25 protein-coding genes are annotated in these 25041 nt (G+C 45.3%); 17 read left to right on the top strand and 8 right to left on the bottom strand.

What is annotated here, in order from left to right; all coding sequences use genetic code 11:
- Positions 1-17 precede the first annotated feature (17 nt).
- Positions 18-596 (bottom strand): histidine phosphatase family protein, encoded by a 579-nt coding sequence (locus tag PAENI_RS20555; RefSeq protein WP_149646564.1) that lies wholly within the window; start codon positions 594-596, stop codon positions 18-20.
- 175 nt (positions 597-771) lie between these two features.
- Between PAENI_RS20555 and PAENI_RS20550 the strand changes: the two genes are divergently transcribed.
- The 11 genes from PAENI_RS20550 (at position 772) to PAENI_RS20500 (ending at position 12353) form a co-directional block, all read left to right on the top strand.
- Positions 772-1929, top strand: a complete 1158-nt coding sequence (locus PAENI_RS20550) for a phosphodiester glycosidase family protein (RefSeq protein WP_149646563.1) — start codon at positions 772-774, stop codon at positions 1927-1929.
- Positions 1930-2541: 612 nt separating this feature from the next.
- Positions 2542-3240 carry a response regulator transcription factor gene (locus PAENI_RS20545; protein WP_149646562.1) on the top strand — a complete coding sequence of 233 codons (699 nt, stop codon included), beginning with the start codon at positions 2542-2544 and terminating at the stop codon, positions 3238-3240.
- Positions 3237-4235: a sensor histidine kinase gene (locus PAENI_RS20540; RefSeq protein ID WP_149646561.1), complete on the top strand. Its 999-nt coding sequence runs from the start codon at positions 3237-3239 to the stop codon at positions 4233-4235. Before PAENI_RS20545 ends, PAENI_RS20540 begins: the two co-directional genes overlap by 4 nt.
- Before the next feature lie 217 nt (positions 4236-4452).
- The gene (locus tag PAENI_RS20535; protein ID WP_149646560.1) at positions 4453-5223 is read left to right on the top strand and encodes an ABC transporter ATP-binding protein; all 771 of its coding nucleotides are present in this window, start codon (positions 4453-4455) and stop codon (positions 5221-5223) included.
- Positions 5198-7144, top strand: a complete 1947-nt coding sequence (locus PAENI_RS20530) for an FtsX-like permease family protein (protein ID WP_149646559.1) — start codon at positions 5198-5200, stop codon at positions 7142-7144. Before PAENI_RS20535 ends, PAENI_RS20530 begins: the two co-directional genes overlap by 26 nt.
- Positions 7141-8106 carry a DUF418 domain-containing protein gene (locus tag PAENI_RS20525; protein WP_149646558.1) on the top strand — a complete coding sequence of 322 codons (966 nt, stop codon included), beginning with the start codon at positions 7141-7143 and terminating at the stop codon, positions 8104-8106. The genes PAENI_RS20530 and PAENI_RS20525 overlap by 4 nt, the downstream gene beginning before the upstream one ends.
- An 86-nt stretch (positions 8107-8192) precedes the next feature.
- Positions 8193-9149 (top strand): helix-turn-helix transcriptional regulator, encoded by a 957-nt coding sequence (locus tag PAENI_RS20520; RefSeq protein ID WP_149646557.1) that lies wholly within the window; start codon positions 8193-8195, stop codon positions 9147-9149.
- A gap of 101 nt (positions 9150-9250) precedes the next feature.
- On the top strand, positions 9251-9709 hold the full coding sequence (locus PAENI_RS20515; protein ID WP_149646556.1) for an SRPBCC domain-containing protein: 459 nt from the start codon (positions 9251-9253) through the stop codon (positions 9707-9709).
- Positions 9710-9983: 274 nt separating this feature from the next.
- Positions 9984-10238 carry a FeoA family protein gene (locus PAENI_RS20510; RefSeq protein WP_149646555.1) on the top strand — a complete coding sequence of 85 codons (255 nt, stop codon included), beginning with the start codon at positions 9984-9986 and terminating at the stop codon, positions 10236-10238.
- Positions 10235-10966 carry a FeoB small GTPase domain-containing protein gene (locus PAENI_RS20505; protein WP_149646554.1) on the top strand — a complete coding sequence of 244 codons (732 nt, stop codon included), beginning with the start codon at positions 10235-10237 and terminating at the stop codon, positions 10964-10966. Before PAENI_RS20510 ends, PAENI_RS20505 begins: the two co-directional genes overlap by 4 nt.
- Positions 10944-12353 (top strand): nucleoside recognition domain-containing protein, encoded by a 1410-nt coding sequence (locus tag PAENI_RS20500; protein ID WP_149646553.1) that lies wholly within the window; start codon positions 10944-10946, stop codon positions 12351-12353. Before PAENI_RS20505 ends, PAENI_RS20500 begins: the two co-directional genes overlap by 23 nt.
- A gap of 332 nt (positions 12354-12685) precedes the next feature.
- Here PAENI_RS20500 and PAENI_RS20495 read toward each other — a convergent pair whose 3' ends face one another.
- Positions 12686-13366 carry a hypothetical protein gene (locus tag PAENI_RS20495; protein WP_223178981.1) on the bottom strand — a complete coding sequence of 227 codons (681 nt, stop codon included), beginning with the start codon at positions 13364-13366 and terminating at the stop codon, positions 12686-12688.
- A gap of 136 nt (positions 13367-13502) precedes the next feature.
- Complete coding sequence (locus PAENI_RS20490) at positions 13503-14912, bottom strand: aminotransferase-like domain-containing protein (protein WP_262495665.1); 1410 nt, start codon at positions 14910-14912, stop codon at positions 13503-13505.
- Between the two features lie 161 nt (positions 14913-15073).
- Between PAENI_RS20490 and PAENI_RS20485 the strand changes: the two genes are divergently transcribed.
- The 4 genes from PAENI_RS20485 to glpX all read left to right on the top strand — a co-directional run bounded on the left by PAENI_RS20485 (position 15074) and on the right by glpX (position 18662).
- Positions 15074-16006, top strand: a complete 933-nt coding sequence (locus tag PAENI_RS20485; RefSeq protein ID WP_149646550.1) for a DMT family transporter — start codon at positions 15074-15076, stop codon at positions 16004-16006.
- Between the two features lie 142 nt (positions 16007-16148).
- Positions 16149-16805 (top strand): helix-turn-helix transcriptional regulator, encoded by a 657-nt coding sequence (locus PAENI_RS20480; RefSeq protein WP_149646549.1) that lies wholly within the window; start codon positions 16149-16151, stop codon positions 16803-16805.
- A 12-nt stretch (positions 16806-16817) separates the two neighbouring features.
- Positions 16818-17624: a pyruvate, water dikinase regulatory protein gene (locus PAENI_RS20475; protein ID WP_149646548.1), complete on the top strand. Its 807-nt coding sequence runs from the start codon at positions 16818-16820 to the stop codon at positions 17622-17624.
- Positions 17625-17666: 42 nt separating this feature from the next.
- Complete coding sequence (gene glpX / locus PAENI_RS20470; RefSeq protein ID WP_149646547.1) at positions 17667-18662, top strand: class II fructose-bisphosphatase; 996 nt, start codon at positions 17667-17669, stop codon at positions 18660-18662.
- An 85-nt stretch (positions 18663-18747) separates the two neighbouring features.
- On the opposite strand, the gene PAENI_RS20465 is transcribed toward glpX, so the two are convergent.
- Positions 18748-19416 carry a general stress protein gene (locus PAENI_RS20465; RefSeq protein ID WP_076299198.1) on the bottom strand — a complete coding sequence of 223 codons (669 nt, stop codon included), beginning with the start codon at positions 19414-19416 and terminating at the stop codon, positions 18748-18750.
- Positions 19417-19618: 202 nt separating this feature from the next.
- On the opposite strand from PAENI_RS20465, the gene PAENI_RS20460 reads away from it, so the two are divergent.
- Positions 19619-20467 carry an AraC family transcriptional regulator gene (locus tag PAENI_RS20460; protein WP_149646546.1) on the top strand — a complete coding sequence of 283 codons (849 nt, stop codon included), beginning with the start codon at positions 19619-19621 and terminating at the stop codon, positions 20465-20467.
- A gap of 94 nt (positions 20468-20561) precedes the next feature.
- Positions 20562-21551: an aldo/keto reductase gene (locus PAENI_RS20455; RefSeq protein ID WP_371915722.1), complete on the top strand. Its 990-nt coding sequence runs from the start codon at positions 20562-20564 to the stop codon at positions 21549-21551.
- Between the two features lie 82 nt (positions 21552-21633).
- Here PAENI_RS20455 and PAENI_RS20450 read toward each other — a convergent pair whose 3' ends face one another.
- From PAENI_RS20450 to phnC, 4 genes are all read right to left on the bottom strand, one after another.
- Positions 21634-22365: a ZIP family metal transporter gene (locus tag PAENI_RS20450; RefSeq protein ID WP_149646545.1), complete on the bottom strand. Its 732-nt coding sequence runs from the start codon at positions 22363-22365 to the stop codon at positions 21634-21636.
- A 170-nt stretch (positions 22366-22535) separates the two neighbouring features.
- Positions 22536-23339: a phosphonate ABC transporter, permease protein PhnE gene (phnE, locus tag PAENI_RS20445; RefSeq protein ID WP_042185360.1), complete on the bottom strand. Its 804-nt coding sequence runs from the start codon at positions 23337-23339 to the stop codon at positions 22536-22538.
- Positions 23336-24127, bottom strand: coding sequence for a phosphonate ABC transporter, permease protein PhnE (gene phnE / locus PAENI_RS20440; protein WP_042185358.1), 792 nt, complete (start codon positions 24125-24127; stop codon positions 23336-23338). Before phnE (PAENI_RS20440) ends, phnE (PAENI_RS20445) begins: the two co-directional genes overlap by 4 nt.
- Before the next feature lies 1 nt (position 24128).
- On the bottom strand, positions 24129-24911 hold the full coding sequence (gene phnC / locus PAENI_RS20435) for a phosphonate ABC transporter ATP-binding protein (RefSeq protein WP_149646544.1): 783 nt from the start codon (positions 24909-24911) through the stop codon (positions 24129-24131).
- Positions 24912-25041 lie beyond the last annotated feature (130 nt).

The following is a 25041-nucleotide window of genomic DNA, read 5'->3' as shown; positions in this document are numbered from 1 at the left end:
CATTATCTGAACACTAATTATATCTTCAAATGCCGTGCACAATTGTATAGTTCACAATTCCATGTCGAATCGGATTTAATAATCCGGGTGATAGATGTATTACTCAGCAAAACAGTTACATTCAGTTCTGGAAAAAGTCTTCTAAGACTACTCCGTAAAATCGCACCATGGCTAACGACCAATATACGACTGCCCGGATGTTTCTCCGCGATATCTTCGATGGCCTGACTGCCTCTGATCTCACTGGCCTCCGGACTTTCCAGTCCCAAATCTAACTCCTTCCACTCACTTCCCCATCGTTCAACGCGATCTTGTTCCGTAGTACCTTCAATCTGCCCTGCGTTCATCTCACGGATACCTGGTACTAAACCGGTGATCTCCATGCCAAGCCTTGTTGCAATTACCTCTGCTGTTTGTCGCGCTCTAAGCAGATCACTCGAATATAAATAGTCCCATTGTTCAGTGCTGAGCCGTTCAGCAAGAAGAACCGCCTGCTGCACACCCTCAGCATCCAATGGATTATCCGTATGCCCTTGCGCTCTGCCTTCTTTATTCCACGCGGTACTTCCATGGCGAATTAAACCTATTGTAGTCATAAAGATCTCCCTTTAGTTGTTGAGTTCTAGTACTATTCTTTTAATGGTATCTACATTCTATCAGAATCTTTCCATGAGTATTTGAAAAATGAGGTTATCCATGTTTTAGAACTTGAGGTATAATAAACCTTACCGCTTTTTACATCAGCTACAGGATAAGGAGATTTTGGTTAATATGAAAAAGTTATTGTTTCCGTTCTTTCTCGCATTTCTACTATGTTTGGTTCCGGTTTATACAGTTTGTTCCTCCACTGCTGGTGCTGCTCCGGTTCCGAAAAACACCGTGTATGTGACCAAGAATAATCACTCGTACATCCCGCTGCGTCTCTTAAATAATTTCACTGGTATACATGCTGAAATGAATGCTAGTGACAAACGTATAACCATTACGAATGCAGACACTAAGATTACACTTACTGTAGGACAAGCAGCTGCGCTAGTCAACGACAAGCCAGTTACACTAACCGATTCCGCTTTTAGTGATAACGGTACGGTATATATCCCTTTGTCCTTTGTCAGCAAAACGCTGGGCTTTCAATTAGAGTGGAATCAGGAAGCCTCTTCTGTAACCCTTACTAATAACGGGGTTTCATCAACGGTACCTGTACTGACTGGCGCACTTATCAAAGCAGATTCTTCCCCCGTTGTCAGTGCTAGCAAAACTTTCAAGGTGGGCGGAAGATCCTTCAAAGCCCAAACGGTTACGGTATCCCTACTGCATCCTAAAGTGAAGCTCGACGTTGTACTTGCAGGAAATACGGTAGGAAAAGTGGAGGACCTGAGCAGTCTAGCCAAGCGCAATAATGCCGTAGTGGCTATTAATGGTACGTTCTTTGATGCCTACACTAAAGGGGCCTACAAAGCTCCTTACGGTTACATGGTCAGTGGTGGAAAAATGCTCAAAAATAGCTCTGGAGATCGCCGCACGATTTTCACCTATGACAGCAATCACCTGGCCTCGCTTATTCCCGGACTAGAGTTTACGAACCATTTCGCTTCCGGATCTATGGAAGGGGCGCTCCAAGCCGGACCACGTCTGCTTGTGAATGGTAAGGTATCTCTTAATGTTGCGGCAGAAGGCTTCAAAGATGCCAAAATCTTAACAGGCGGCGGAGCCCGCAGCGCACTCGGCCTCACTCGCGACCACAAGCTAATTCTGCTAACTACTGGTGGAGCTACTATCCCACAGCTCGCAGAAATGATGAAGCAGGCTGGAGCGTATCAAGCCATGAATCTGGATGGCGGCGCATCGAGCGGACTTTACTATAATGGCAAATATCTAACGACCCCTGGGCGTCAGATTAGCAACGCAATTGTGGTTAAATATCAATAGAATGATCTAACCAGCGTCATGTACGAGCGTTGTGCTACGCTTCGGCTTTGGCTTCTACTTCTAAGAATACTTTTGATGCATCTATTGCAGTTTGTGCAATAGATGCATTCTTTTTTATAGGAAAATAGGATTCTGTTGTACTTTATACATTAGAATTTGACCCAATTGTAATAATAAGACGTTTTGGTAACCAATTGGTTGCAGAATGTACAATAGAATCAAACTCCAATGTCTTTTTGATAGAATCTATTGTACAAAGTGCAACTATTCCTCGTGAAACTCTCTCAAGATTTTTTTAGTTGTATTTCGTGCAATTAAATTCCTACTTTTCTTTTCACAGCGCAGAATCTCTACTTTATAGCTGCAATAAGTGCAACTAAAGGATCGGAATGAGCTATTTCGGCAAAAATAAATGTATAAACTACACTTAAATCTGCGACTTTAGCTGAAAGGTACCCCTTCATTCTGCAGTTTCACCCCTCAGCCTGCTAATCTCCTCCTCATATTATTTTTCGGCAGCAAGACGTCCTTTTTGCATAATTTTCCTAGTCCGTGTTACTGTATAACCGTGTGAACCACTGCATTCTTATATTTGATCAAAGGAGCACAACTATGGAGACTATTCTAATCATAGAGGACGATGCTAAGCTCGCAAGCCTACTAAGCACGTATCTATCTAAATATGAATTTCGTACGGTGATAGTAGAGGATTTCAACAGGGTACTGGAGATTTTTAATGACACCCATCCTGACCTTGTTCTGCTGGACGTTAACCTGCCTAAATACGACGGGTTTTATTGGTGTCGCCAGATTCGCACTACCTCACTCTGCCCTATTCTTTTCATATCCGCTCGGGATAGTGGAATGGATCAGGTGATGGCGCTAGAAAATGGCGGGGATGATTATATCACCAAGCCTTTTCATTATGAAGTCGTACTTGCCAAAATCCGCAGCCATTTACGCAGAGCTTACGGCTCTTACTCACAAATTCAAGAGGAACGGACGCTCCAGTCCGGAGAACTAATTCTTTATCCTGAGCGGTATGTGATTCAATATGGCGGGCAATCCAGCGAACTGACACAGAAAGAGGCGATCCTGCTCGAAGCTTTATTACTAAAGGAAGGACGTGTCGTAAACCGCGAGCGCCTGCTTGATCTTATGTGGGAGGATCAGCATTTCATTGATGACAATACATTAAATGTCTATATTACCCGTGTTCGCAAAAAGCTTAAAGACCTCGGTCTTGGCGATATTGTGGAAACCGTAAGAGGTGCTGGCTATAGGCTTAATGCTACTAAGGATACGCCATGAAGCTATACTGGAAAGACCAGCTTCCATTTATCCTATTCTACCTGCTTCAAGTGCTGCTTGTTCCACCACTCTATTGGCTGACAGGCGAGGACAGACCCCTCTCGATCATGCTCTATGGCATAGCCCTGAGCACTGTAGTTCTTTTGTTGTATCTCGGCTACCGATACGCTCAGCACCGGAGATTATACGCAGCCTTAAGTAATCCCAAGCGTATGCTGGAAGAACATCTTGTTTCCTTAGGAGACACTCCGCTACCAGAAGCTATTCATGAGCTATTACAGCTTATCGATCGCCAGTATCAGGACCAAATCAACCTGCATGTTCGCCGGATGGATCAGCATATCGTATTCATGAACCGCTGGGTTCATCAGATGAAGACCCCTCTTTCAGTCATTCAGCTTTCGCTAGAGGATCTTGAGGATGAGGCTGCTATAAGTATTCAGGAGGAATTGGAACGTCTGCGCAGAGGGCTGGAAATGGTGATTTATACTTCAAGGCTGGATCAATTTGAGGATGATTTCCAAGTGGAGCCGCTAGTTCTCAGTAAAGTGGTTAGTGAATCTGTGGCCGAGAACCGCAGGCTTTTCATCCGAAGAGGCATAAAGGTAAATATACAAATCAATCCTAACTTTACCGTATATAGTGATGCCAAATGGTTAATGTTTATGCTAACCCAAATCTTGACCAATGCAGTGAATTACACCTCCGGCACCGATAAAACCGTAACCCTCTCATCGCAGCACATTGGAACGGATCTCGTACTTAATATTACAGATCAAGGAATCGGCATTTCTCCTGAAGACCTCAAACGAGTATTTAACCCATACTTCACCGGTGAACGTGGACGCCAATACCATGAGTCAACAGGAATGGGGCTGTATCTTGTGCGAGAGATTTGCAACCGGCTAGGACATACTGTGGAGCTTCAATCTAAGCTTGGAGAAGGCACTACAGTCCAAATTGCTTTTCACAACAGTGACCATTTACAGAAATAAGGTCGGAGGGTACTTCTAGTCATACTTATGACTACGGAGTCCCTCTTCTTTATGTATGGCCTACTCACTTCAGGTACGAACATAACCTTAAACACGTTGTAAGATAACGTTAAGGTAAATCCATAGCGGCACATAGCCCAATCTTGTAAATTATATACATAACACGTCCCCGCTTAGGGACGGCTGAAATCACATTGTAATGGAAGGAATGAAAGGAATGAATGTTTTAGAAGTCAAAGGACTTAACAAAGTATATCCGGGCAAAGTAACGACACAGGCCCTCACCGATATTCATCTTAGCATTGAAAGTGGTGAATTTGTTGGAATCATGGGCCCCTCAGGGAGCGGCAAAACCACTCTGCTTAACATGGTGTCCACCATCGATCAGCCCTCCTCAGGTGAGGTGAATATCAACGGCAGCAATCCTTATCTTTTGAACAAAAAAGACCTTGCCCACTTTCGTCGCAGAGAACTCGGTTTTGTATTTCAAGATTTTAACCTCCTGGAGACTTTAACGGTAGCCGAAAATATCGTGCTTCCCCTAACGCTGGATAATCGCAAACTCTCCGAGATGGAAACCTTGCTGCAAAAGGTCGCTGCACGCTTGAACATTACGGAAATTTTAAATAAACGCACCTATGAAATATCCGGCGGACAACGGCAGCGGACAGCGATTGCCCGTGCGATTATAAGTACGCCTTCGATCATTCTAGCAGATGAACCTACAGGGGCACTTGACTCTAATTCCTCACGAATTGTGATGGAGTCGCTAGAGGATATTAACTGCAAAGAAGGCACTACGCTAATGCTCGTGACACATGATCCGCTGGCAGCGAGCTACTGTAATCGAATTATTTTTATTAAAGATGGGAAGCTAGCAGCCGAAATTCACCGGGGAGATAACCGCCAAGCCTTCTTCCAAAAGATTATCGACACACTTTCATTCTGGGGAGGGAATAGTCATGAACTTTCCTCAATTCGCGTTTAACAATGTGAAGCGTAATTCTCGGGCGTATTTTGCCTTTTTCTTAAGTAGTGCTTTTATGGTCATGATCTTCTTCTCTTATTCCGTCTTTATTTATCATCCTGGGGTTGCCAGTATCGAGCTAGGTACAAATTCAGCCGCTGGTATGAAAATCGCTTCTTATATTGTGTTTGTCTTTGCTTTCTTTTTCGTTCTTTACTCGATTAGTGCATTTCTGAAACTTCGTAATCTGGAGTTCGGCATACTAATGATGTTAGGTGCACGTTCCGGTCAGATCAACAAGCTGATTCTTATAGAAAATATGCTGATCGGACTGCTGTCCATAGTAACAGGTATGTCTTTCGGCATGCTTTTATCCAAGTTGTTTTTGCTGCTCAGCACGACCATTATGGGAATGGATCATTTACCTTTCTATTGGCCAGTTAAACCGCTGTTGATCACATCTATTTCGTTTATCTCACTGTTTCTGGTCATCTCTATCTTCACACTGTTATTTATCCGCAAACATCAAGTCCTTGATCTGTTAAAAGGGAGTGTTAAACCTAAAAAGGAGCCCCGTGTGTCTTGGCTGCTCTCACTCCTGGGGCTTCTGTTATTGACGGCTGGGGCACTCGCCATTCGAAAGCAATTGTCTCCAATTACGTTATTAGTTGCTGCTGTCACGGGGATCGCAGGTACCTATTTCTTTTACTCTCAGCTGTCCGTACTCGGAATACGTCTGCTTAAACTAAGCCGCAAGCGACTTTGGCGTGGAACCAACCTGTTATGGATTTCCGAGATGAGTTACAAGATCAAAGATAATGCAAGAATGCTGTTTCTTGTAACGGTTGTAACCTCGCTTGCTTGCATGGCGTCAGGATTTATTTTATCGATGAATCAAGCAAATATAGAACTCTATAAAAGCAGTCCATTCGCCATGGAGTATTCGATTTATAAACCGGGGAAAACTCCCCCTGATTTAGAACCCATTCATAATAAATTACAAAACGCCAAAGTGGAGTATACAGAGAACAAAATCGAGCTAATCTCTGCCTCCATTCAGAGTCCGGGTAAAGAAGATACCCAGAGCATTGATTTAATATCCTGGTCCCAGTTCAATCAATTAGCTTCAAAAATGGATATGTCCGAAGTTGCTCCCTTATCTGACAAAGAAGCTGTCTTACTGCTAAACCCTCAGTTGAATTCACAGAATTACACTACTAATCAAAAGATTCTGCTGAAGGTTCAAAACGATACGGAGCTTATGCTGAAAGAGGTACAAATTCCGAAGAGCCATCCCATGGGGCAATATACAAGCTCACTCTTAATTGTAGATGACAGCTTGTACAAGAATATCTCTTCTTCAGCAGCGAAGTACACGAGATCATATGTGAAATATCTATATAAAATCCCTGCTTGGGACGGTCCACCGCCTGTGGAAACCTCACCTGAAGCCATCATCACCAAAGAACTGATCCAGTGGAGTAGGGATTCCAACAATACCAATAATCAATATATCTCCATATTAGATGCTCGAGCAGATAATTATCTAATTACCAAACAAGGTATGGCTATGCTTAGCTTTATAGGGATCTTTATCGCGCTTATCTTCTCGCTTTCTTCAGCCAGCTTCCTCTTCTTCAAGCTTCATACTGAGCTGAATGCAGATAAGCAAATGTATAATGCCTTGTCTAAAATCGGTCTAAGCGTCAAAGAAATGTCTGCTTCTGCCACCAGACAAATCTCTGTGCTATTCTATATTCCGATCATTGTCGCCACCATCCAGACGCTTGTCGTAATCCGACCGGTATTGAAGCAAATTAGTATCACGAATGTAACGGTGCCTGTGCTGATTACGTCTGGAGCATTCCTTGCTGTGCAAACTATATATTTCATCATAGCGCGATCACGCTACATTCAAAGTCTCAAGAAGATGATGGTATGAAGAATATGGTGAAAAGAATCGTAACACTCGATGTACTCCGTGGCTTTGCTCTAATGGGTATCATCTTCATAAACATTCGTCAGATGGTATTCGGTACGATGGAATTTAACTCGCTCGATTTGCAGATTATTCGTTTTCTTGATATAGCAGTGGATCACCGATTTTTTGTGATATTCTCATTTTTATTCGGTGTTGGCTTTCAGTTATTCTTATCCCGGGCTGAAGCTAAAGGGGAGTCTAAGCCCCGTTTATTATTTCTGCGTAGGCTGTTCATTTTATTTCTAATCGGTCTGGTGCACCATTATTTCCAACCCGGTGAAACCTTGCTCATCTATGCAGTCATTGGACTGATTCTCCTTCCTTTTTATAAGTTAAAGTCAAGTTTTGTATTGGTTGCTGGCATTGTGGTCACCCTTACAGGTCTCTACTTAGGCCCGATAGTGGTAACGTTTGGTATGTTTCTGCTTGGGCATTGGAGTGGTCTGATTGGATTATTTCAGAATCCATCACGGTATAAGCGAGGATTACGGATCACCCAAGTGGTTTCTCTGCTGCTAATCATTCCTATGTATTTTGCACAACAGAGTATCATGAATAGTACGGGCGCTCTGGATGTAGCTCTCGCAGTAGGCGGGCTTCCAGTCAGTATTTTTTATGTGACAACGCTAACCCTACTCATGCGCCATGGAGCTGTACAGAAACTACTTGCGCCGCTTGCTTCTCTAGGCAGAATGGCTTTAACCAATTATTTAATGCAGACCGTTATTATTTTAATGCTATCCAATCTGCTAGATTGGCCTGGTACAGTGCATGTATCGACGCAGATGATTGCAGCGGCGGCCATACTGCTTCTACAAATCATATCTAGTACCCTTATTCTCAAACGGTTCCGGATGGGACCGGTAGAATATTTATGGCGACTCGGAACCTATGGTAGACAACGTATGCTTAAACAGCGATAAGATCATACCGAAAGGATTCTGGCTGATCTATGAGCATTTTGCTATAGTTGAACTACTAATTCCTACAGCAAGGAGGCTCAAGATTTATGTCCAAGGCTGATCATATGTTATCCATTCTTTGGATGCTCAAGCAGCGGGGAAGAACCGCCGGAGAACTAGCGGAAGCGTTAGAGATCAGTGTTCGGTCTGTGTACAGATACATCGATGCGTTATGCATCAGTGGTGTACCCGTTATTGCGGATAGCGGGCCTGGTGGCGGTTACAGCTTACCGGAACATTTTATTGAGGCTCCATTATTCTTTGACTCCGAAGAGCAGCGTGCCCTTCTACAAGCTTCTTCTTTTGCCAGGGGGACCGGATATCCTTATGTTGAAGCTCTGGACCGAGCCCTATCCAAGCTGAAAAGATATAGCAATGCCCAGCAATTAGAACAAATGGAGCGCCATGAGAATGGCATTGAGACGATCCATTCTCCTTCCCCGTCGCTTAGCCATCTGATTCAAGAATTGGAATTGGGGGCAGCGAACGGATACACCCTGCAAATGGAATATCGTAAGGGTAATGGAGAAACCAAATCATCCCGTGCCATTGATCCTTACGGACTTGTACTCTGGAAGGGCCAATGGTACACCGTAGCTTACTGCCACGAGCGACATGAAATTCGTAGTTTTAGGGTGGATAGAATCATTGAACTACACCGTACAGAAGCTGTGTTCGCTCGTCCTGCTGACTTCTCTGCACGTGATTTTTTGTTAAAGAGCTTACTGCCTACACGCAATACTGAAGAGAAACTAGTTACAGTAGTCATCGCATCCGACGAGGGAGTCTTAAATGATCTATGCAGTCATTGGCTGTTCGGACATACGCTGGTACAGCGCATGGAAGGACAAGCCCGCTTTCAAGTGGACGTAACTTCTTTACAGACTTATGCACCCTACTTCTTGTTGCCTTATGGAACCACATTACGAATCATGGAGCCTTCCTCACTAAGAGAAAGACTAGCCTCCATAGCCTCCAATTTAGCAGCTCATTATAAGACATAAATTACTTTAGGATCACTGACCGTAGTTGTCAGTGATCCTTTTGTATAGTGTAAGTGAGTCTGAGGGAATAAATGAACCTATAAATCAAGGAGGAATAACGAATGAAGGAACTACACTATGAATTTTATATTGACGGAACACCTGAGCAGGTATGGGAAACCTTAATCTCTCCGGAAGGTACGAAGCAGATTTATTACGGCAGCGTTATTCGTTCAACCTTCAAAGAAGGAGAATTACTGGAATACATCGGACCCGGTGCAGATGGAGATGAAACGCTGCATGTCTATGGGACTCTGCTGGAGTTCACTCCGCAAAAAGCATTGCGTTTCACGCATAAGGTAGGACCTTCCTATCATAAAGGACATGAAATATATGAATCGCGTATTTCTTGGCTGCTTGAACCGGTGGGCGGAACTACTAAGCTCACGCTTATCCATGATGAATGGCATCCTGAAGATCCTTCGTATGCAGGCAGCATCAGCGCTTGGTGGCAGGTTCTAAGTAATACCAAGACTTTAGTAGAGACTGGACGCACGCTTGATTTTGGAAGCTGGACATAACTTCACGGCTAATAAAAACTTGGATTAGACTATTCCAATTAAAGATAAGCCTATAAGTAGACTCAACCTTAGCCCCTCGGCTGGAGAGCGCAAGCCTTCTTTCCGTTAGGGGCTTTTTTGCGCCTAAATTAATTTTGCCTCAGGGAAACATTCTTGTTGCAGGGACAAAGTTGTTCACATATACTAATATTGTGTCAGACCACAAGAAAAATTCCAATGCACAAAATAATAACCATAAAAATACAAATAATAATAAATGAAAGAAGGGGATCTAATGTCTGGAGCTAGTATTCCTTTATCAGAAGCGGATAAAGGAAGCACACTGCGTATCAGCGGCATTGAAGTTCAGGGCGTGCTTAGAAGAAGATTACTGGATCTCGGGTTTGTAGTCGGTAATGCCGTTGAGGTGTTACGGCGTAGTCCCTTAGGAGATCCTATAGCTTTTCGGGTAAGCAACACGACCATTGCATTACGTAGAGAAGAAAGCTCTTTAATATTTGGAGAAGTCATCGGAGGTGTAGAAGCATGAGTCATTTCACAGTCGCTTTTGCAGGCAATCCTAACACTGGCAAAAGCACGCTTTTCAATCTGCTGACCGGCATGCGCCAGCATACAGGAAACTGGGCAGGTAAAACCGTCATTACTGCTGAAGGCGAGTTTAAGCATAAGGACCATACGTACCTCGCAGTAGATCTTCCTGGTACGTATTCGCTGTACTCGAATTCTGCTGATGAAGAAGCGGCTAGAGATTATATTATTTTTGAACAGCCCGATGTGACACTAGTTGTTCTCGACGCTACCTCGCTAGAACGAAATCTCAACCTTGCCTTGCAAGTGCTGGAGATTTCCGGGCGGGCTGTAGTCTGCATCAACCTCATCGACGAAGCCCGTAAACTTGGTATCGACATCAATCTGAAACGTATTTCCAAACGTCTCGGCGTGCCTGTTGTAGCGATATCAGCTCGCAATAAAATCGGTATTGAGGCGTTATTGGATCAGGTGGAGCGAGTGGCTACAGGCGCATTCACTGCACAGCCACTGCGTATTACGTACAACGAGGAGATTGAACGAGGAATTGCAGAGCTTACACCGCTGGTAGAACAAACCATTGGCAGCAAATACCCGGCCCGCTGGATTGCATTGCGCCTGTTAGATGGTGATGACAGCCTTCTTACCTCACTTAAAGAGAATATGAAGAATAAAGAATTACCTGAAGTAAAGGAGGTCATCGGTCATGGAGTCACCGCATATCACTAAGGGATTAGATCCTCTAGATTCCTTGCTGTCCACAGCGAAAAAGCTCGCTGACGGCGGAGCGATACGGGATGAGATTGTCAGTGGTATCTATGGCGTATCCGCAGGCATCTGCGGGGATGCAGTCACCTATAAGGATAAGAAGAAGCTGAACAGCACTTATAAGATAGATAATATCGTAACTTCAAAAATATGGGGATTCCCCATTATGCTCGCCATCCTCGGTATCGTATTCTGGATTACGATTGCCGGCGCCAACTATCCTTCAAGCTGGCTTGCTTCCTTCTTCGGCTTCATCGAAGGTTATCTCACTGCCGGATTTGAGGCGATCCATGCCCCCGCTTGGCTACACGGTGTACTTGTTCTGGGATTATATCGAGGAACCTCTTGGGTCATCAGCGTCATGCTGCCACCAATGATGATATTTTTCCCAGTGTTTGCGCTGCTTGAGAATTTCGGGTATCTGCCGAGGGTTGCTTTTAACATGGATCGGTTGTTCAAAAAATCAGGTGGTCACGGCAAGCAAGCTTTGACCATGTCTATGGGTTTCGGCTGTAATGCCGCCGCGATCCTCTCCACCCGAATCATCGAATCGCCGCGTGAACGGATGCTCGCGATTTTGACTAACAATTTCGTTCCATGTAACGGCCGCTGGCCGACATTAATTCTATTGTCTTCCTTATTCATGGCAGGAGTGGCTACGACAGGCGCACTCCGTACCCTCACCACCGCCTCCGTACTTATGGGGATGGTGCTGATCGGCATCATCGTTACCCTGACGGTTTCCTGGGTCATGTCCAAAACTGCGCTACGCGGTGTTCCAACGCACTATACACTAGAGCTCCCGCCCTATCGTCGTCCACAAATTTGGAAGACCATACTTATTTCCTCTAAAGATAAGTCCCTTAACGTACTTACTCGTGCCATCGTCGTTGCTGCCCCTGCCGGTATTATCACTTGGATTCTTGGCAACCTGTTTGTTGGTGGAGATTCTGTCCTGAATCATATGGCTGCATTCTTCGATCCTTTTGCACACATGCTCGGCATGGATGGCTTTATCATCATGGCGTTTATTCTTGGACTTCCTGCGAATGAAATCGTACTGCCCATTCTGCTTATGGGCTATATGTCCTCAGGTGCTATGGTCGATATCGATAGCTTGGGCAGCATCAAAGATGTCTTTTTATCACATGGCTGGACTTGGCTGACCGCACTTAACATGATGTTGTTCTCCCTACTTCACTATCCTTGCGGCACTACACTCGTGAACATCTATAAGGAGACGAAAAGCATGAAGTGGGCTGTTCTCTCAGCAGTCATTCCGCTCGGTATCGCCATTGGAGTAACCTTTGCTGTCGCTCAGCTTGCTCGGTTGTTTGGCTGGGTGTGACGTAAGCCTGCGGCATGAAATTCCCTCTCTTCACCTTGATTACCGGCAGCACCTTACATCACCTTCATTACCTAACTTCAGCTGGCTTCACAGATTTCTAGCCTCCTTGAAATATTTTTAGGGAAATCCTCCCTCTAATTCGGACTTTATAAGTGCAAATTGAACTTTTTGCGGAAATTCTCCCTATAAATGAGCGGATTATTGCCAAAATGGGCAATTTCTGCTGAATTACAGGGAGGAATTCCCTAATTATTGATCTCATTAAGATCAGCTCAAATAAATAAGCGGCCGCCCGAATACTTCCCGGGCGACCGCTTCATCAGACCAACAGTTTATTTCTTACGCGTTCCACCATCTCTACGACGGTACAACACAGCGCCAACTATAGCTATCAGAACGATAATGATTCCACTGATCCCTACATTAACAAGTGGAAAAGAGTCACTCTCCGCAGCTGGTTTCCCCTCAACTTCAGTCGCCCCATTATTCCCAGTTTCGGATTTCGGCGAATGGTTTGATGTTACCTCCGGAGAAGCTGTAGGAGTACCTGCCGATATACTAGGTCCAAGCTCCTTCAGATCCTCTGATGCCGAGGCAAGCAGCTTCGTTCGGCTGCATAAACTGGCCTCTAATTTACCAGAGTCATCTTCGTCATTAGCATACGCATAGACGATATAACTTTCCCCTTCCACGAATTCAAACCCACAGCTGGCAGACGATAAAGCAGTACTCAAGGTAACTTTATTCCCCTTAATTCCTTTCCAGCTGGAATCGACTTCAAAGGTTACTTTTACTGGATCCGCAGATGAGATTATAGTCCCCTTTGGCTCCTTTTTGTCCACTACTTTCCCAGTAAAGACGGCTGAACTTGACTCCAGCGCCTCAAGTGGCTCCGCAGGTACAACACAGGAACACGCATAAGTAACGGAGGGACGCACCGTCAGTAAGGCCATAAATATTAACGTTATACTTAGGAACATCATAAGTGGACTGCGGAACTTGGTCTTAAACATCATAATAACCTCCTTCTTTACTCTACAGACGGAACAGAAGAAGAAAGTGTTACAACAATTTCCAAACAAGTTATACAAGTCTAATCTTTTCCATCCTAAATAGTCTTCATTAGTTCCTCATGTCTACTGTACCTACTCATAACCCTCGCGCAATTGCAATCATCCGCTGAATCCCCTCACGTAGCACCCCTTCGCTTGCAAAAGAGTAACTTATTCGAATCCTCGACCTCATCTCACCAAGCGGATCAAACAACTCTCCTGGCACAAAAGCAATCGACTGGGCCATACTTGAGACAAACAGTCGATCCACCGAAAGATGGTCCGGCAGCTTCACCCATAAATTCAAGCCCCCTTGCGGAGGCGTCCACTCCCACCCAGTCCCAGCCAGCTCCTCCTCTACAATCTCCTTATGCACCTGAAGTGCAATGCGTAGCTTACCGAGATGCTGTTGCAAACGTGATGACGTGTAGTAATGTAGGAATATCTTCTGGTTAAGCAGCGGAGTACCATTGTCCGCGAGTGATTTAGCTGTGATCAAGCGTTCCATAAATGGATAACGGCAAGCCACCGCGCAGATCCGTAAGCCTGGGGCTACATATTTACTGAAGCTGCTAATATAGATCACCCAACCTTCGGTATCGTAAGCAAAAAAGGGCGGCGGGGGCTCCTCTTCAAAATACATATCGCGGAACGGATCATCTTCGACTAACAGACAGCGATAACGCTCAGCAAGCTCGACCAACAGTTTGCGTTGCTGCACTGGCACCGTATATCCGGTTGGATTATGATGAGTCGGATTGATATAGAACATGCGCGGTCTATGCTTTTTCATCAGCGCTTCAACTTCCTCCAAGTCGTAGCCCATCGGAGTGATCTCCACCGGAACCAGCCTTGCCCCCTCCCGGCGAAAAATATCCATGGCCACACTGTAGGTTGGTCGCTCCACAAGCACCGTGTCCATAGGCCCGAGCACAATTCGTGCAATCAGATTGATCGCCTGCTGCGCACCTGAAGTAATAAGCAGCTCTTCCGAAGATAACTGTAGCCAATGCTTCTTCCGAAAATGACGACTTAGCGTCTCCCGTAGCTCCTCATCTCCCTGAACCGAAGAGTACGTCCCCATGACCTTGGGATATAAATCGAACACTTTTTTGACATAGTCGGATAGAAAAAGATTTGGCAAAAGACCTGGATCAATCAGCGCCTGTGAGAACTGATACTTAGCAGGCATTCTCTGTATATCCGAAAGAGGATTAGTGAGCGCATAGGCAGTCACTGCTGCTCCTTTTTCTACAATAGGAACCAAGCTAACAGGCGATACGTAATAACCTGATTTATCTTTTACATAAACTTTTCCATCCTCTGTCAGCATTCTATACGCTTTGAATACTGTCAGTCGATGTACCTGTAATTCCTCCGCCAGCAGCCGTATAGAAGGAAGCTTATCATGTGCCCCCCACTCCCCCCGCTCCATGCGATTCACTAGAAATTCATATACCTGCCGAAACAAGGGATGATTATGCTCCACGCTCGCTGACTTTTTCACCTCACAGCAACTCCTCTCCGAACAACTCCTATTTACAGTATTGTACACGATTTCCGAAGTCATCTGTTCTACTCAACATCATCTGTTCTGTGTTCTCCCCTATATGATTAACGAACTGGTTCAAGGAACGTTATATACACACACTAAAGGGGACTTTCAAAATGATCTTATTCGCTTATGCACTCGTATGTCTGATCTTCGGCACGACCTTTCTAGCTATCAAAATCGGTGTGGATGCCGGTGCGCCGCCCTTCTTTTCAGCAGGCTTGCGATTTTTTGTTGCAGGCGCTGTTCTATTTCTATGGATGGTCTGGAAACGAAAGGCTAGCTTCTCCCTGCTCCTGCGTAAAGAAATGCTCTTCACCGGATCTGCGTTAACCTTTGGCACCTTTGCAGGTCTCTACTGGGCTGAACAATATGTATCTTCCGGGTTAGCAGCTGTACTCTCTGCCACGGGTCCGATCATGATTCTGTTGCTCCAAACTTCTATTCTTCGTCAAAAAGCACCTGCCATCTCCCTATATGGTTGTATCATCGGGTTGACCGGCGTACTGCTGCTCGTTCTTCCTAATCTTGTCGTTGATATTTCACCGTTATGGCTCATCGGCTGCGCAGCTGTCCTCATTGGGGAATGCTGTTACGCAGTGGGTGCGATTTATTCTAAAAAAGTAATCAACAGTATGCCTGAGGTCTCTCCAATCGCACTAAATGCAGCCCAAATGATGTATGGTGGAGTGCTGTTATTCACTCTTTCCTTAGCCACCGAAAAAGTACATCCTGTGTTTCTGCTCTCTTACGAGACCGCAGGTTCACTGCTCTATCTAATCGTAATCGGCTCGATGGTCGGTCATTCGTTGTTCTACTGGCTCGTCGCTAAGACAAATCCTGTGTTTCCCTCTACCTGGCTCTATATCTCTCCACCGATTGCCGTAGGGGTTGGCTTTTTCTTTTATAATGAAGCCGTGAATTGGGTTACGATCCTCGGTGTATTCACTATCATTGCTGGGACCATCCTGGTCAATGCTGATGCCTTGAAACAATTAATGTTAAAGCGTAGGGTCCGTACATCTGCGTCAAAAAAAATGAATATATGACGTACTATATATTGCATTTATGACCACTATTGCGTATTATATAACCAAGTTAAATTAAAAACATCTATATATGACTCATATATGAAAGGAGGATTCGCTTAACGGCGCTTCTTTTCTAAAGAGGAATGCCTTTTTATCTGAAGTGGAGGGAATTGCGATCGAACTGACATCACGTCAACTAGAAATCATTGATATTGTGAACAAAAGAGCTCCGATTACCGGCGAACAGATTGCCGAATGTCTGAATTTAACACGGCCAACGATTCGCTCCGATCTCTCTGTTCTGGTTATGCTCAAATATATCGATGCTAAACCTAAAGTCGGTTACTTCCCGGGACTCAAATCATCTAATCGTCTGGGAAGCAATTATTTGTTGCAGGAGACAAAGGTAAAAGAGATTCAAAGTGTACCTATTATTATCCGTGAGACTACTACGGTTCAAGATGCCGTAGTTACGCTATTTCTACAGGATGTTGGCACCCTTATTATTTGTGACGAAGAGGGCAAGCTCACCGGTGTTGCTTCACGTAAGGATTTCCTGAAAGTAACCCTTGGCAATCCGGGTGCTGTATCCATGCCCGTAAGCATGGTCATGACACGCCAGCCCAAAGTAGTCACAACTTCACCAGATGAGACGGTGCTTGATGCCGCACATAAAATGATTTTTCACGAGGTAGATAGTTTACCGGTAGTTGTTCCCAGCGTCACAGAAGACAATGGTACGAAACTGGATGTCATAGGACGCTTGACGAAAACTGCTATCGTAAAACTTCTCCTCGAACTAGAAGCCAAAGGATAACAGGAGGAATTCATGAGCATCGAGCAATCTTCCAACCTAATAACGATCTGCTCAGATTCTATAGGAGATACGGCGGAAGCTGTCGTGCAGGCCGTCATTCATCAATTCCAGAATCAGCAGATCACCATCAAAAGATACGGGAACATTAGACATGAAGATGAGCTCCGGAAGCTTATGGAAGAAGCCGCGCAGCATAAAGGTTTTGTCGTCTATACGCTGGTGCAGCCGGAGCTAAGAGAAATGATTAAAGAAGAGGCTGTACGGCTTGACCTTCGGATCGTAGATATTATGGGTCCAATGATGCAAGCTTTCATTGATACGTTTGACGACGCTCCTCAGCAGCGACCGGGTTTATTGCACCAGCTTGATGAGAACTACTTCCGCCGTATAGAGGCTATCGAATTCACAGTTGCCTGTGATGATGGCCGCGATCTCGGCGCTATGCTGAAGGCCGATATCGTTCTGCTAGGGATGTCCCGTACTTCGAAGACACCACTTAGTATCTTTTTGGCCCATCGGGGGAAAAAGGTCGTTAACTATCCGATTATTCCTGAAATTGCTCCTCCGAAAGAGCTGCTAAGCTTGCCGTCGAACCGACTGATCGGACTAACCATGAAGCCGGAGTATATGCTGAAGATTCGCTCCGAGCGGCTGAAGGCGCTTGGGTTACCGACTGGCTCCCAATATGCAAGTCTGGAGCGGATTACAGAGGAGATGGAATATGCCTCTTCTCTGTTCAATAAGCTAGGCTGTCCTGTAATCGATATTACCGACAAAGCTATAGAAGAAACCGCTGGTATTATTATGGGTTATATCTAACATTCAGATTAAAATTTATGGGATGTACTGGAGGGAATTAGAATGGATCGCGAACTGGCTCTTGAGATTGTACGGGTAACTGAACTAGGTGCATTATCCTCAGCTCGCTGGATCGGGCGGGGAGATAAAAATGCGGCAGATGATGCAGCCACGACTGCCATCCGCTCCATGTTTGATTCCGTCTCCATCGACGGAACGGTCGTCATTGGTGAAGGAGAGATGGATGATGCTCCAATGCTCTATATTGGCGAGAAAGTCGGGAATCAAAAGGGTCCTTCTGTCGATGTAGCCGTCGATCCTCTGGAAGGCACTGAAGTGGTGGCCTGTGGTCTTCACAATGCCCAATCCGTGATTGCCATAGCAGATAAGGGCAGCCTGCTGCATGCTCCAGACATTTATATGGAGAAACTCGCTTGCGGTCCTGAGCTTGCCGGGAAGCTTAGTCTTGAAGACCCTGTGGAGGTCACTCTCCAGAAAGCATGTCTCTTCAGTGGCAAGTCCCTCTCCGAGCTAACCGTAATGGTACTTGACCGCAAACGGCATGAGCAGCTCATTCATAGTCTTCGAGAAGCGGGTGTACGGATTAAGCTACTCAGTCACGGCGATGTGGCTGGCGCTATTGCAGCAGCCCTGCCGGATAGCGATGTCGATTTGTACATGGGCTCGGGCGGAGCACCTGAAGGCGTCCTTGCTGCTGCCGCACTGAAATGTCTCGGTGGAGAAATGCAGGGCCGTTTGCTTCCCGATGGACCTCTTGAGCAGCAGCGCTGTGTCCGTATGGGAATCTCTAATCCTACACGAGTGTTATACATGGAGGACATGGTTGGCACAGGCGACGTACTCTTTGCCGCCACTGGCGTAACCTCAGGTGAATTTCTGAACGGTGTCCGTTTTATCGGCAAAGAGCGCGCTGAGACGCATTCGGTCATCATGCGGGCACAGAGTCGAACAATCCGCTACATCCGTAGCATTCATTTCCTGCCTGGCAAAGAAATACCGGATGGACTAACCGTTAGACAGAATGTTGCCTCTCTATAGCATTACACAAAAAACAGGCTATCTCACCAGCTCACCCTTGGCTAGTGAAATAGTCTGTTTTTATTACTAAATAGATAATCATCTCTTATTTATTTCTAATGCGCTCACTCGCTAAGGTATCCATGGCATCCATGGTTCCGGTAGCTTGAGCCAAATTTCTCGCCTCTTGTTGATCAGCTGCTCTGAGCGCATCGCTTTCCTTTACACTACCATCATAATTTCGATTTTCAGCTGTATTCATATTCGCAATATCCTCAAAACGGTCTGCATTCAGACTATTATGCTGTACGAAGATCCGCTTCACTTCTTCCTCTTTCTGCTCGCCCTCCACATCCACCATTACAAGAATATGGCCTTCATCTACGTAGTTATCGTAACGCTTGGCTTCCTCTTCAGGAATGCCTAGTCCAATAAGACCGCCAACTAATCCACCGCTGCCTGCACCTATTGCCGCTCCAGCAAGTGTTGCCGCAAGCGGTCCGGCTGCAATGATCGGCCCGATGCCTGGAATAGCCAAAGCGCCTATCCCCATCAAGAGCCCAGTTAATCCACCCAGCAGACCACCCGTAGCTGCACCAGTAGCTATTCCTTCCGGCGCTTGGGTTCCTGATTCATCTCTAAGCGTATCCGCACTCTCTGAATTTCTCGCGATAATCGATATGTCCTCTGTTCTGCAGCCTTGACGTTTCAACTCTTCAATAGCCCTCGAAGCTTCGTATTCGGCAGCAAAGACACCCACTATTCTCTTATTCATCTCCATTACCTCCTAATGATCGAAGTTAGCTCATACGTTCAGCTTCATAGCTTACTTAACCAAACTGAGCTGGGATAAACTTCTATCACAGAATTCGCAAACCATTCCAAGTAATGTTCCCACTAAAATATACTGTATAATAAAAGAAAGTGGGCACAATCACCCTTAGTTAACTCTATAAAAGAAAGAGACTGAAGCATTCATGGCGATATTTAATTATAATTCTGAGCGTCCCTTCAGAGGTAATCCCGATCTGCATCTCCATTACTGGGGGCGGGAGCAGTGTCTACCTGGGCATTTTTTCGGACCCGGAGTTCGTGACGTTTACAAAATACATTTCATTCATGAGGGAACTGGAAAGGTATCTGTGGGTGAACAAACCCATATCCTGCAAGCGGGACAAGCTTTTCTTACCTACCCTCATATCGTTACTTCTTATGCAGCGGACCTGACCAATCCTTGGATCTATTCCTGGGTAGCCTTTACCGGAGAACAGGTATCATATATTTTATCCAAAACCTCCTTGACCCCTGAGCAGCCAATCTTCCCGATGGATAAACAGCTTATGCCTAATCTCTACGAACGCCTGACAGAAGGAGCCGACAATTCAGATTGTCTTGACCTGCCGCTAAAAGCGATCATGTATGAGTTTTTCTCCCTCTTGCTACAAGCGGTGCCAGCTGTTCCGGATGTACTTCCTTTACCGCGTCAAAAGAGTATTTACGTCGAGCAAAGTCTCCACTTTTTGCATACACATTATTGTGAGAACATTTCGGTGGAAATGCTGTCTTCTTCTCTCAAGCTGGATCGCAAATATTTATCTTCCTTGTTTAAACGGACCATTGGTATGCCACCGCAGCAGTATTTATTAAATTACCGAATCGCTAAAGCATGCGAGCTTCTGACAGAAACCCTTTGTACTATCGGTGAGATCTCGCGTTCTGTCGGCTATCAGGACCCCTTACTCTTTTCGCGAATGTTCAAGAAGGTGAAAGGTTGTTCTCCAAAAGAATACCGTATCCGTCATCTCGAAAATGACATTGTGCTATAAACTTCTTCCTTGCTGACATACGTTTGTCCGGGATCTTTCGCTACAATAAGGACGTAACGTAATAAGAAATAAGTCTTTTTAGGAGGAAATAATGATGTATAACGCAAGCGCTACCAGATATGACAATATGAAATATAACCGCACTGGAAAAAGCGGTCTACTCCTTCCGGCGATCTCGCTAGGACTTTGGCATAACTTTGGCGGAAACGACTTATTCGAGAATGGTCGCGCCATGGCAAGAAGAGCTTTCGATCTTGGAATCACTCATTTTGATCTCGCTAATAACTACGGTCCCCCAGCTGGCTCCGCAGAAGAAAGCTTTGGTCAAATTCTTAAGAAGGATCTTGCTCCTTATCGTGATGAAATGGTCATCTCTACTAAGGCTGGATATTATATGTGGGCCGGTCCATATGGCGAATGGGGCTCCAAGAAATATCTCGTCTCCAGTCTAGACCAAAGCTTGAAACGTATGGGCCTTGATTATGTAGATATTTTCTATCACCACCGTCCAGATCCGAATACACCACTGGAAGAGACTATGGCAGCGCTGGATCTTATTGTACGTCAAGGTAAAGCGCTGTATGTTGGGATTTCGAATTACAACCCTGAACAGACACGCGAAGCGGCACAAATTCTGCGTCGGCTTGGAACGCCTTGCCTGATTCATCAACCTAACTACTCCATGATGTCCCGCTGGATCGAAGACGGCTTGCAGGATGTATTAACTGAGGAGGGTATCGGATCGATTGTGTTCTCTCCACTACAAGGAGGCATTCTGACCGACCGCTATCTTAACGGAATTGCTCCTGATTCTCGCGCTGCTGGACCAAGTGTATTCCTGTCCGAAGATGCCATTACGGAAGAGAAGATCGCTAAAGTTCGCAAACTGAACGAGATTGCTGCTGCACGTGGACAAAAAATGTCTCAGCTAGCGTTGTCTTGGGTACTCCGCGGCGGTAAAGTCACTTCTGCTCTGATCGGCGCAAGTAAGGTGAGCCAGATTGAAGATGCTGTCGCTTCCTTGAATGCACCGGAGCTAAGCGCAGAAGAGCTGGAGCAAATCGAGACGATTTTGCGAGGATAATTATAGATTAAACCATAAAGACGGCCAATGAGGTCAGGCAGCTTAAGCTGCTCTGGCACTTCATTGGCCGTCTTTTCCCTACTCACCCAAATATCTGCGTAATATACACCATAATCAACAATCCAAAGATAAACGAATACGTCGAAGGCCGTTCGTAACCATGACCATGACTCTCTGGAATAAGTTCCTTGTAGACGATGAATAGCATAGCCCCGGCGGCAAAAGCAAGACCATAGCCCACTACATTCTGTAGGTAACTCGCCGTAAAATACCCAATAATCGCAGATACCATTTCCATAAGTCCGGTAAGCGTAACGATTCCCAATGCTTTTAACTTAGTTGTTCTAGAGTTCATCAGAAAGACTGCGAGAATCAAGCCTTCGGGTATATTTTGTGCGCCAATGGCAATCGCCACGGTAGGACCCAGACTAGTCTGTTCGCTGGCATAGCTAAATCCTGTACTAAGGCCTTCTGGTATGTTGTGAATGAACAGTGCAATCATAACAAGCAGTGCTTTTGAATCCATATTGGTATAGCCGGGTTTATTCTCCACATCGATATGTGGGATATTATTTTCAATTAAATCAAGCAGCAGCACCCCCGTAATCAGGCCTAAGGTTAAAGCGATAATGCCCGATTCTTTGATCGATTGTGGCATGAGTCCAAACGTGGAGGCTGACACCATAATCCCCGCAGTGAAAGCTACGAGAATGTCTTTCCATTTCTCAGATAGCTTGTTCACGAACAGGATCGGAAATGCTCCAAGAACGGTAGCCATTGCCGATACAAAGCTCCCAATAAGCGCAGATTCCAAGCCTTCAACTCCTTTGGTACAAGTTCGGATAGACCAACATATGTAACTAAAAAAAATATTATTACTTCTATATAGCTTTTCCGAATAGTACGCTAATCATAAAAAGACCCCCATAGGCTCGATTCATACCCTAAGGAGGTCTTTGTCTAACATGTATTTATGCGATTCTGTTACACTAGCTTCTTCCGAATCATGCCGGAAATCAGATCAATTATCGTAATCATCGCAATGATACCTAGCAGGATAATTCCGACACGGTCCCAATTCCGTGAACTCAGGGCGAAGATTAACGGTGTGCCAATCCCGCCTGCTCCAATCACACCCAGAATCGTAGCTGAGCGAACGTTAATTTCGAATCTGTATAAAGTGTAGGATAGAAAGCCTGGCAATACCTGCGGCACAACAGCAAACCATAACACCTGCATGCGGCTGGCACCAGAAGAGATTAAGGCTTCGAGTGGACCGTTATCAATATTCTCAATCTCATCCGCGAACAATTTGCCGAGCATGCCGACAGAATGCAGTCCCAGTGCCAGTACACCCGCAAATGAACCCGGCCCAACAGCCTTGATGAACAGCAAAGCCATAATGATCTCAGGGAATGTCCGTATAAAGCTTAATATTAGCTTGCCGGAGCCCGAAATCGCCTTTCCCTTGCTCATGTTGACCGCAGCCCAAAAAGCAAAGGGGATACATATGAAGGTCGAGATAAAAGTCCCTAAAATTGAAATAGCTAACGTCTCAAGCAATCCTCGAAGCAGATCCTCCCCATCTGGTAAATAAACGAAGGCCCAGTCAGGAGAGAATATCCCGGCAAAGATGGCCTTAGTAATGATCCCAGCGGTTTCTTTAAATCCATTAAACGGCACTCCCGAAAAAGCCCAGATGTACACTGCCGCTAATGCTACATAAATCAGCCATCGGAAACGATTTTTACGAGGTTTGGGGACTAGGGTATTCCATGATTTACTCATATTAATTTCTCCCGCAGCTTAGTGCTTACATAATCAATAATCAAGACTACTGCTAATGTGAACAAGATGATGGTGCAAGTCTTATCGTATTCTAAAAAGCCTAATGTCACTTCATAGTAATGGCCGATTCCACCCGCGCCTACCAAACCTAAAACTGCTGCAGCACGGACATTAATCTCAAAGGCATACAACACATAAGACATGAAATGAGCCTGTACCTGCGGAATGACGCCGAACATAATTCGTTGAGTCTTATTCGCTCCGACTGAAGTCATTGCTTCCAAAGGTCCCTGTTCAATCGTCTCCAACGATTCATAGGTAAGCTTGGCGATCAGCCCTAGCGAAAATACCGTCAAAGCAAATATTCCCGGAAGCGCACCGAGGCCAAAAATGGCGACAAAAATAGAAGCCAGCAGTAGATCGGGAATTGTGCGGATCAAATTCAGCAGCATACGTACCGGATAATGAAGCCATCGGCTTTGCGTAATATTGCTTGCACACAGCAGGGCAATGGGAACCGCCAGAATGGCACCAAACGTTGTACCGACCAATGCCATCCGGATCGTCTCCAGCATCGCATCTATAATATTGTCAAAATACCCCCAGTTTGGAGGGAACATTTCCTTAAGCAGATCCAGCATATTTGGCAGACCGGAGATCAGCTCTCCAATGGATGAATCGGTCAAGACCGCACTTCTCCATAGTAATACTACTAATATAATAGCTGTAAAATAATGCTTTATCTTCCTTGGTGGTTTGGGATGTAGCTTCTCTGCATTCACACTCATATCACATGCCTCCGCTTACAGGCTCACCTAACAACTCATCCTGATGAATCGGTCTGCCGTAAATCTCAGCAAATTTCTCATCGGTGGCCTCGGATACAGGACCATCGAAGACCACTTCTCCTGCCCGGAGCCCAATAATCCGGGTGGCATATTCTCTAGCGAGGTCGATAAAATGCAAATTCACGATGGTCGTAATCCCGAGCTCCATATTAATCTTTTTCAAATCATCCATAACCTGCTTGGTCGTCAGTGGATCCAGTGAAGCGACAGGTTCATCTGCAAGGATAATTTGCGCCTCCTGCGCAAGAACACGAGCAATAGCCACGCGCTGCTGCTGACCTCCAGATAGTTGATCTGCACGTGTGTAGGCCTTCTCAGCAATATTGACCCGATCGAGAGACTCGAAGGCTAAATCAATATCCTTCTGTGGGAATTTGCCAATTATCGTCCGTATTGTGGAATGATAGCCGACCCGCCCTGCCAATACATTACGAAGCACAGTCGTACGTTTCACCAAGTTGAAACTTTGGAAGATCATTCCGATATTTCTACGGATCATTCGGAGCTGGCTTCCCTTTGCCTTCGTGATGGATTGCCCATTTATAAGAATATCGCCTTCTGAAATATCATGAAGCCGGTTAATGGAACGTAGCAGGGTTGACTTTCCAGCACCCGAAAGACCAACAATAGCTACAAATTCTCCAGCTGGAATAGTCAGGTTAATGTTGTTTAAGCCTTTGGTTCCGTTGAGATACGTCTTGGACACATTACGAAGCTCTATCATGAAAATCATTCCTTTTTGTGTTTTCGTATATTCGTATATTCGTATAAAAGAGATAGCCAGTCCGGGGGGGAATCCGGAGCTGGCTATCCTTAGTTCCTGTTATACACCAACATCGTTGTATCCTTGAACG

This window comes from Paenibacillus sp. B2(2019), assembly GCF_008370385.1.
GTDB lineage: Bacteria > Bacillota > Bacilli > Paenibacillales > Paenibacillaceae > Paenibacillus_AQ.
This window is presented reverse-complemented; position numbering and strand designations above follow the sequence as displayed.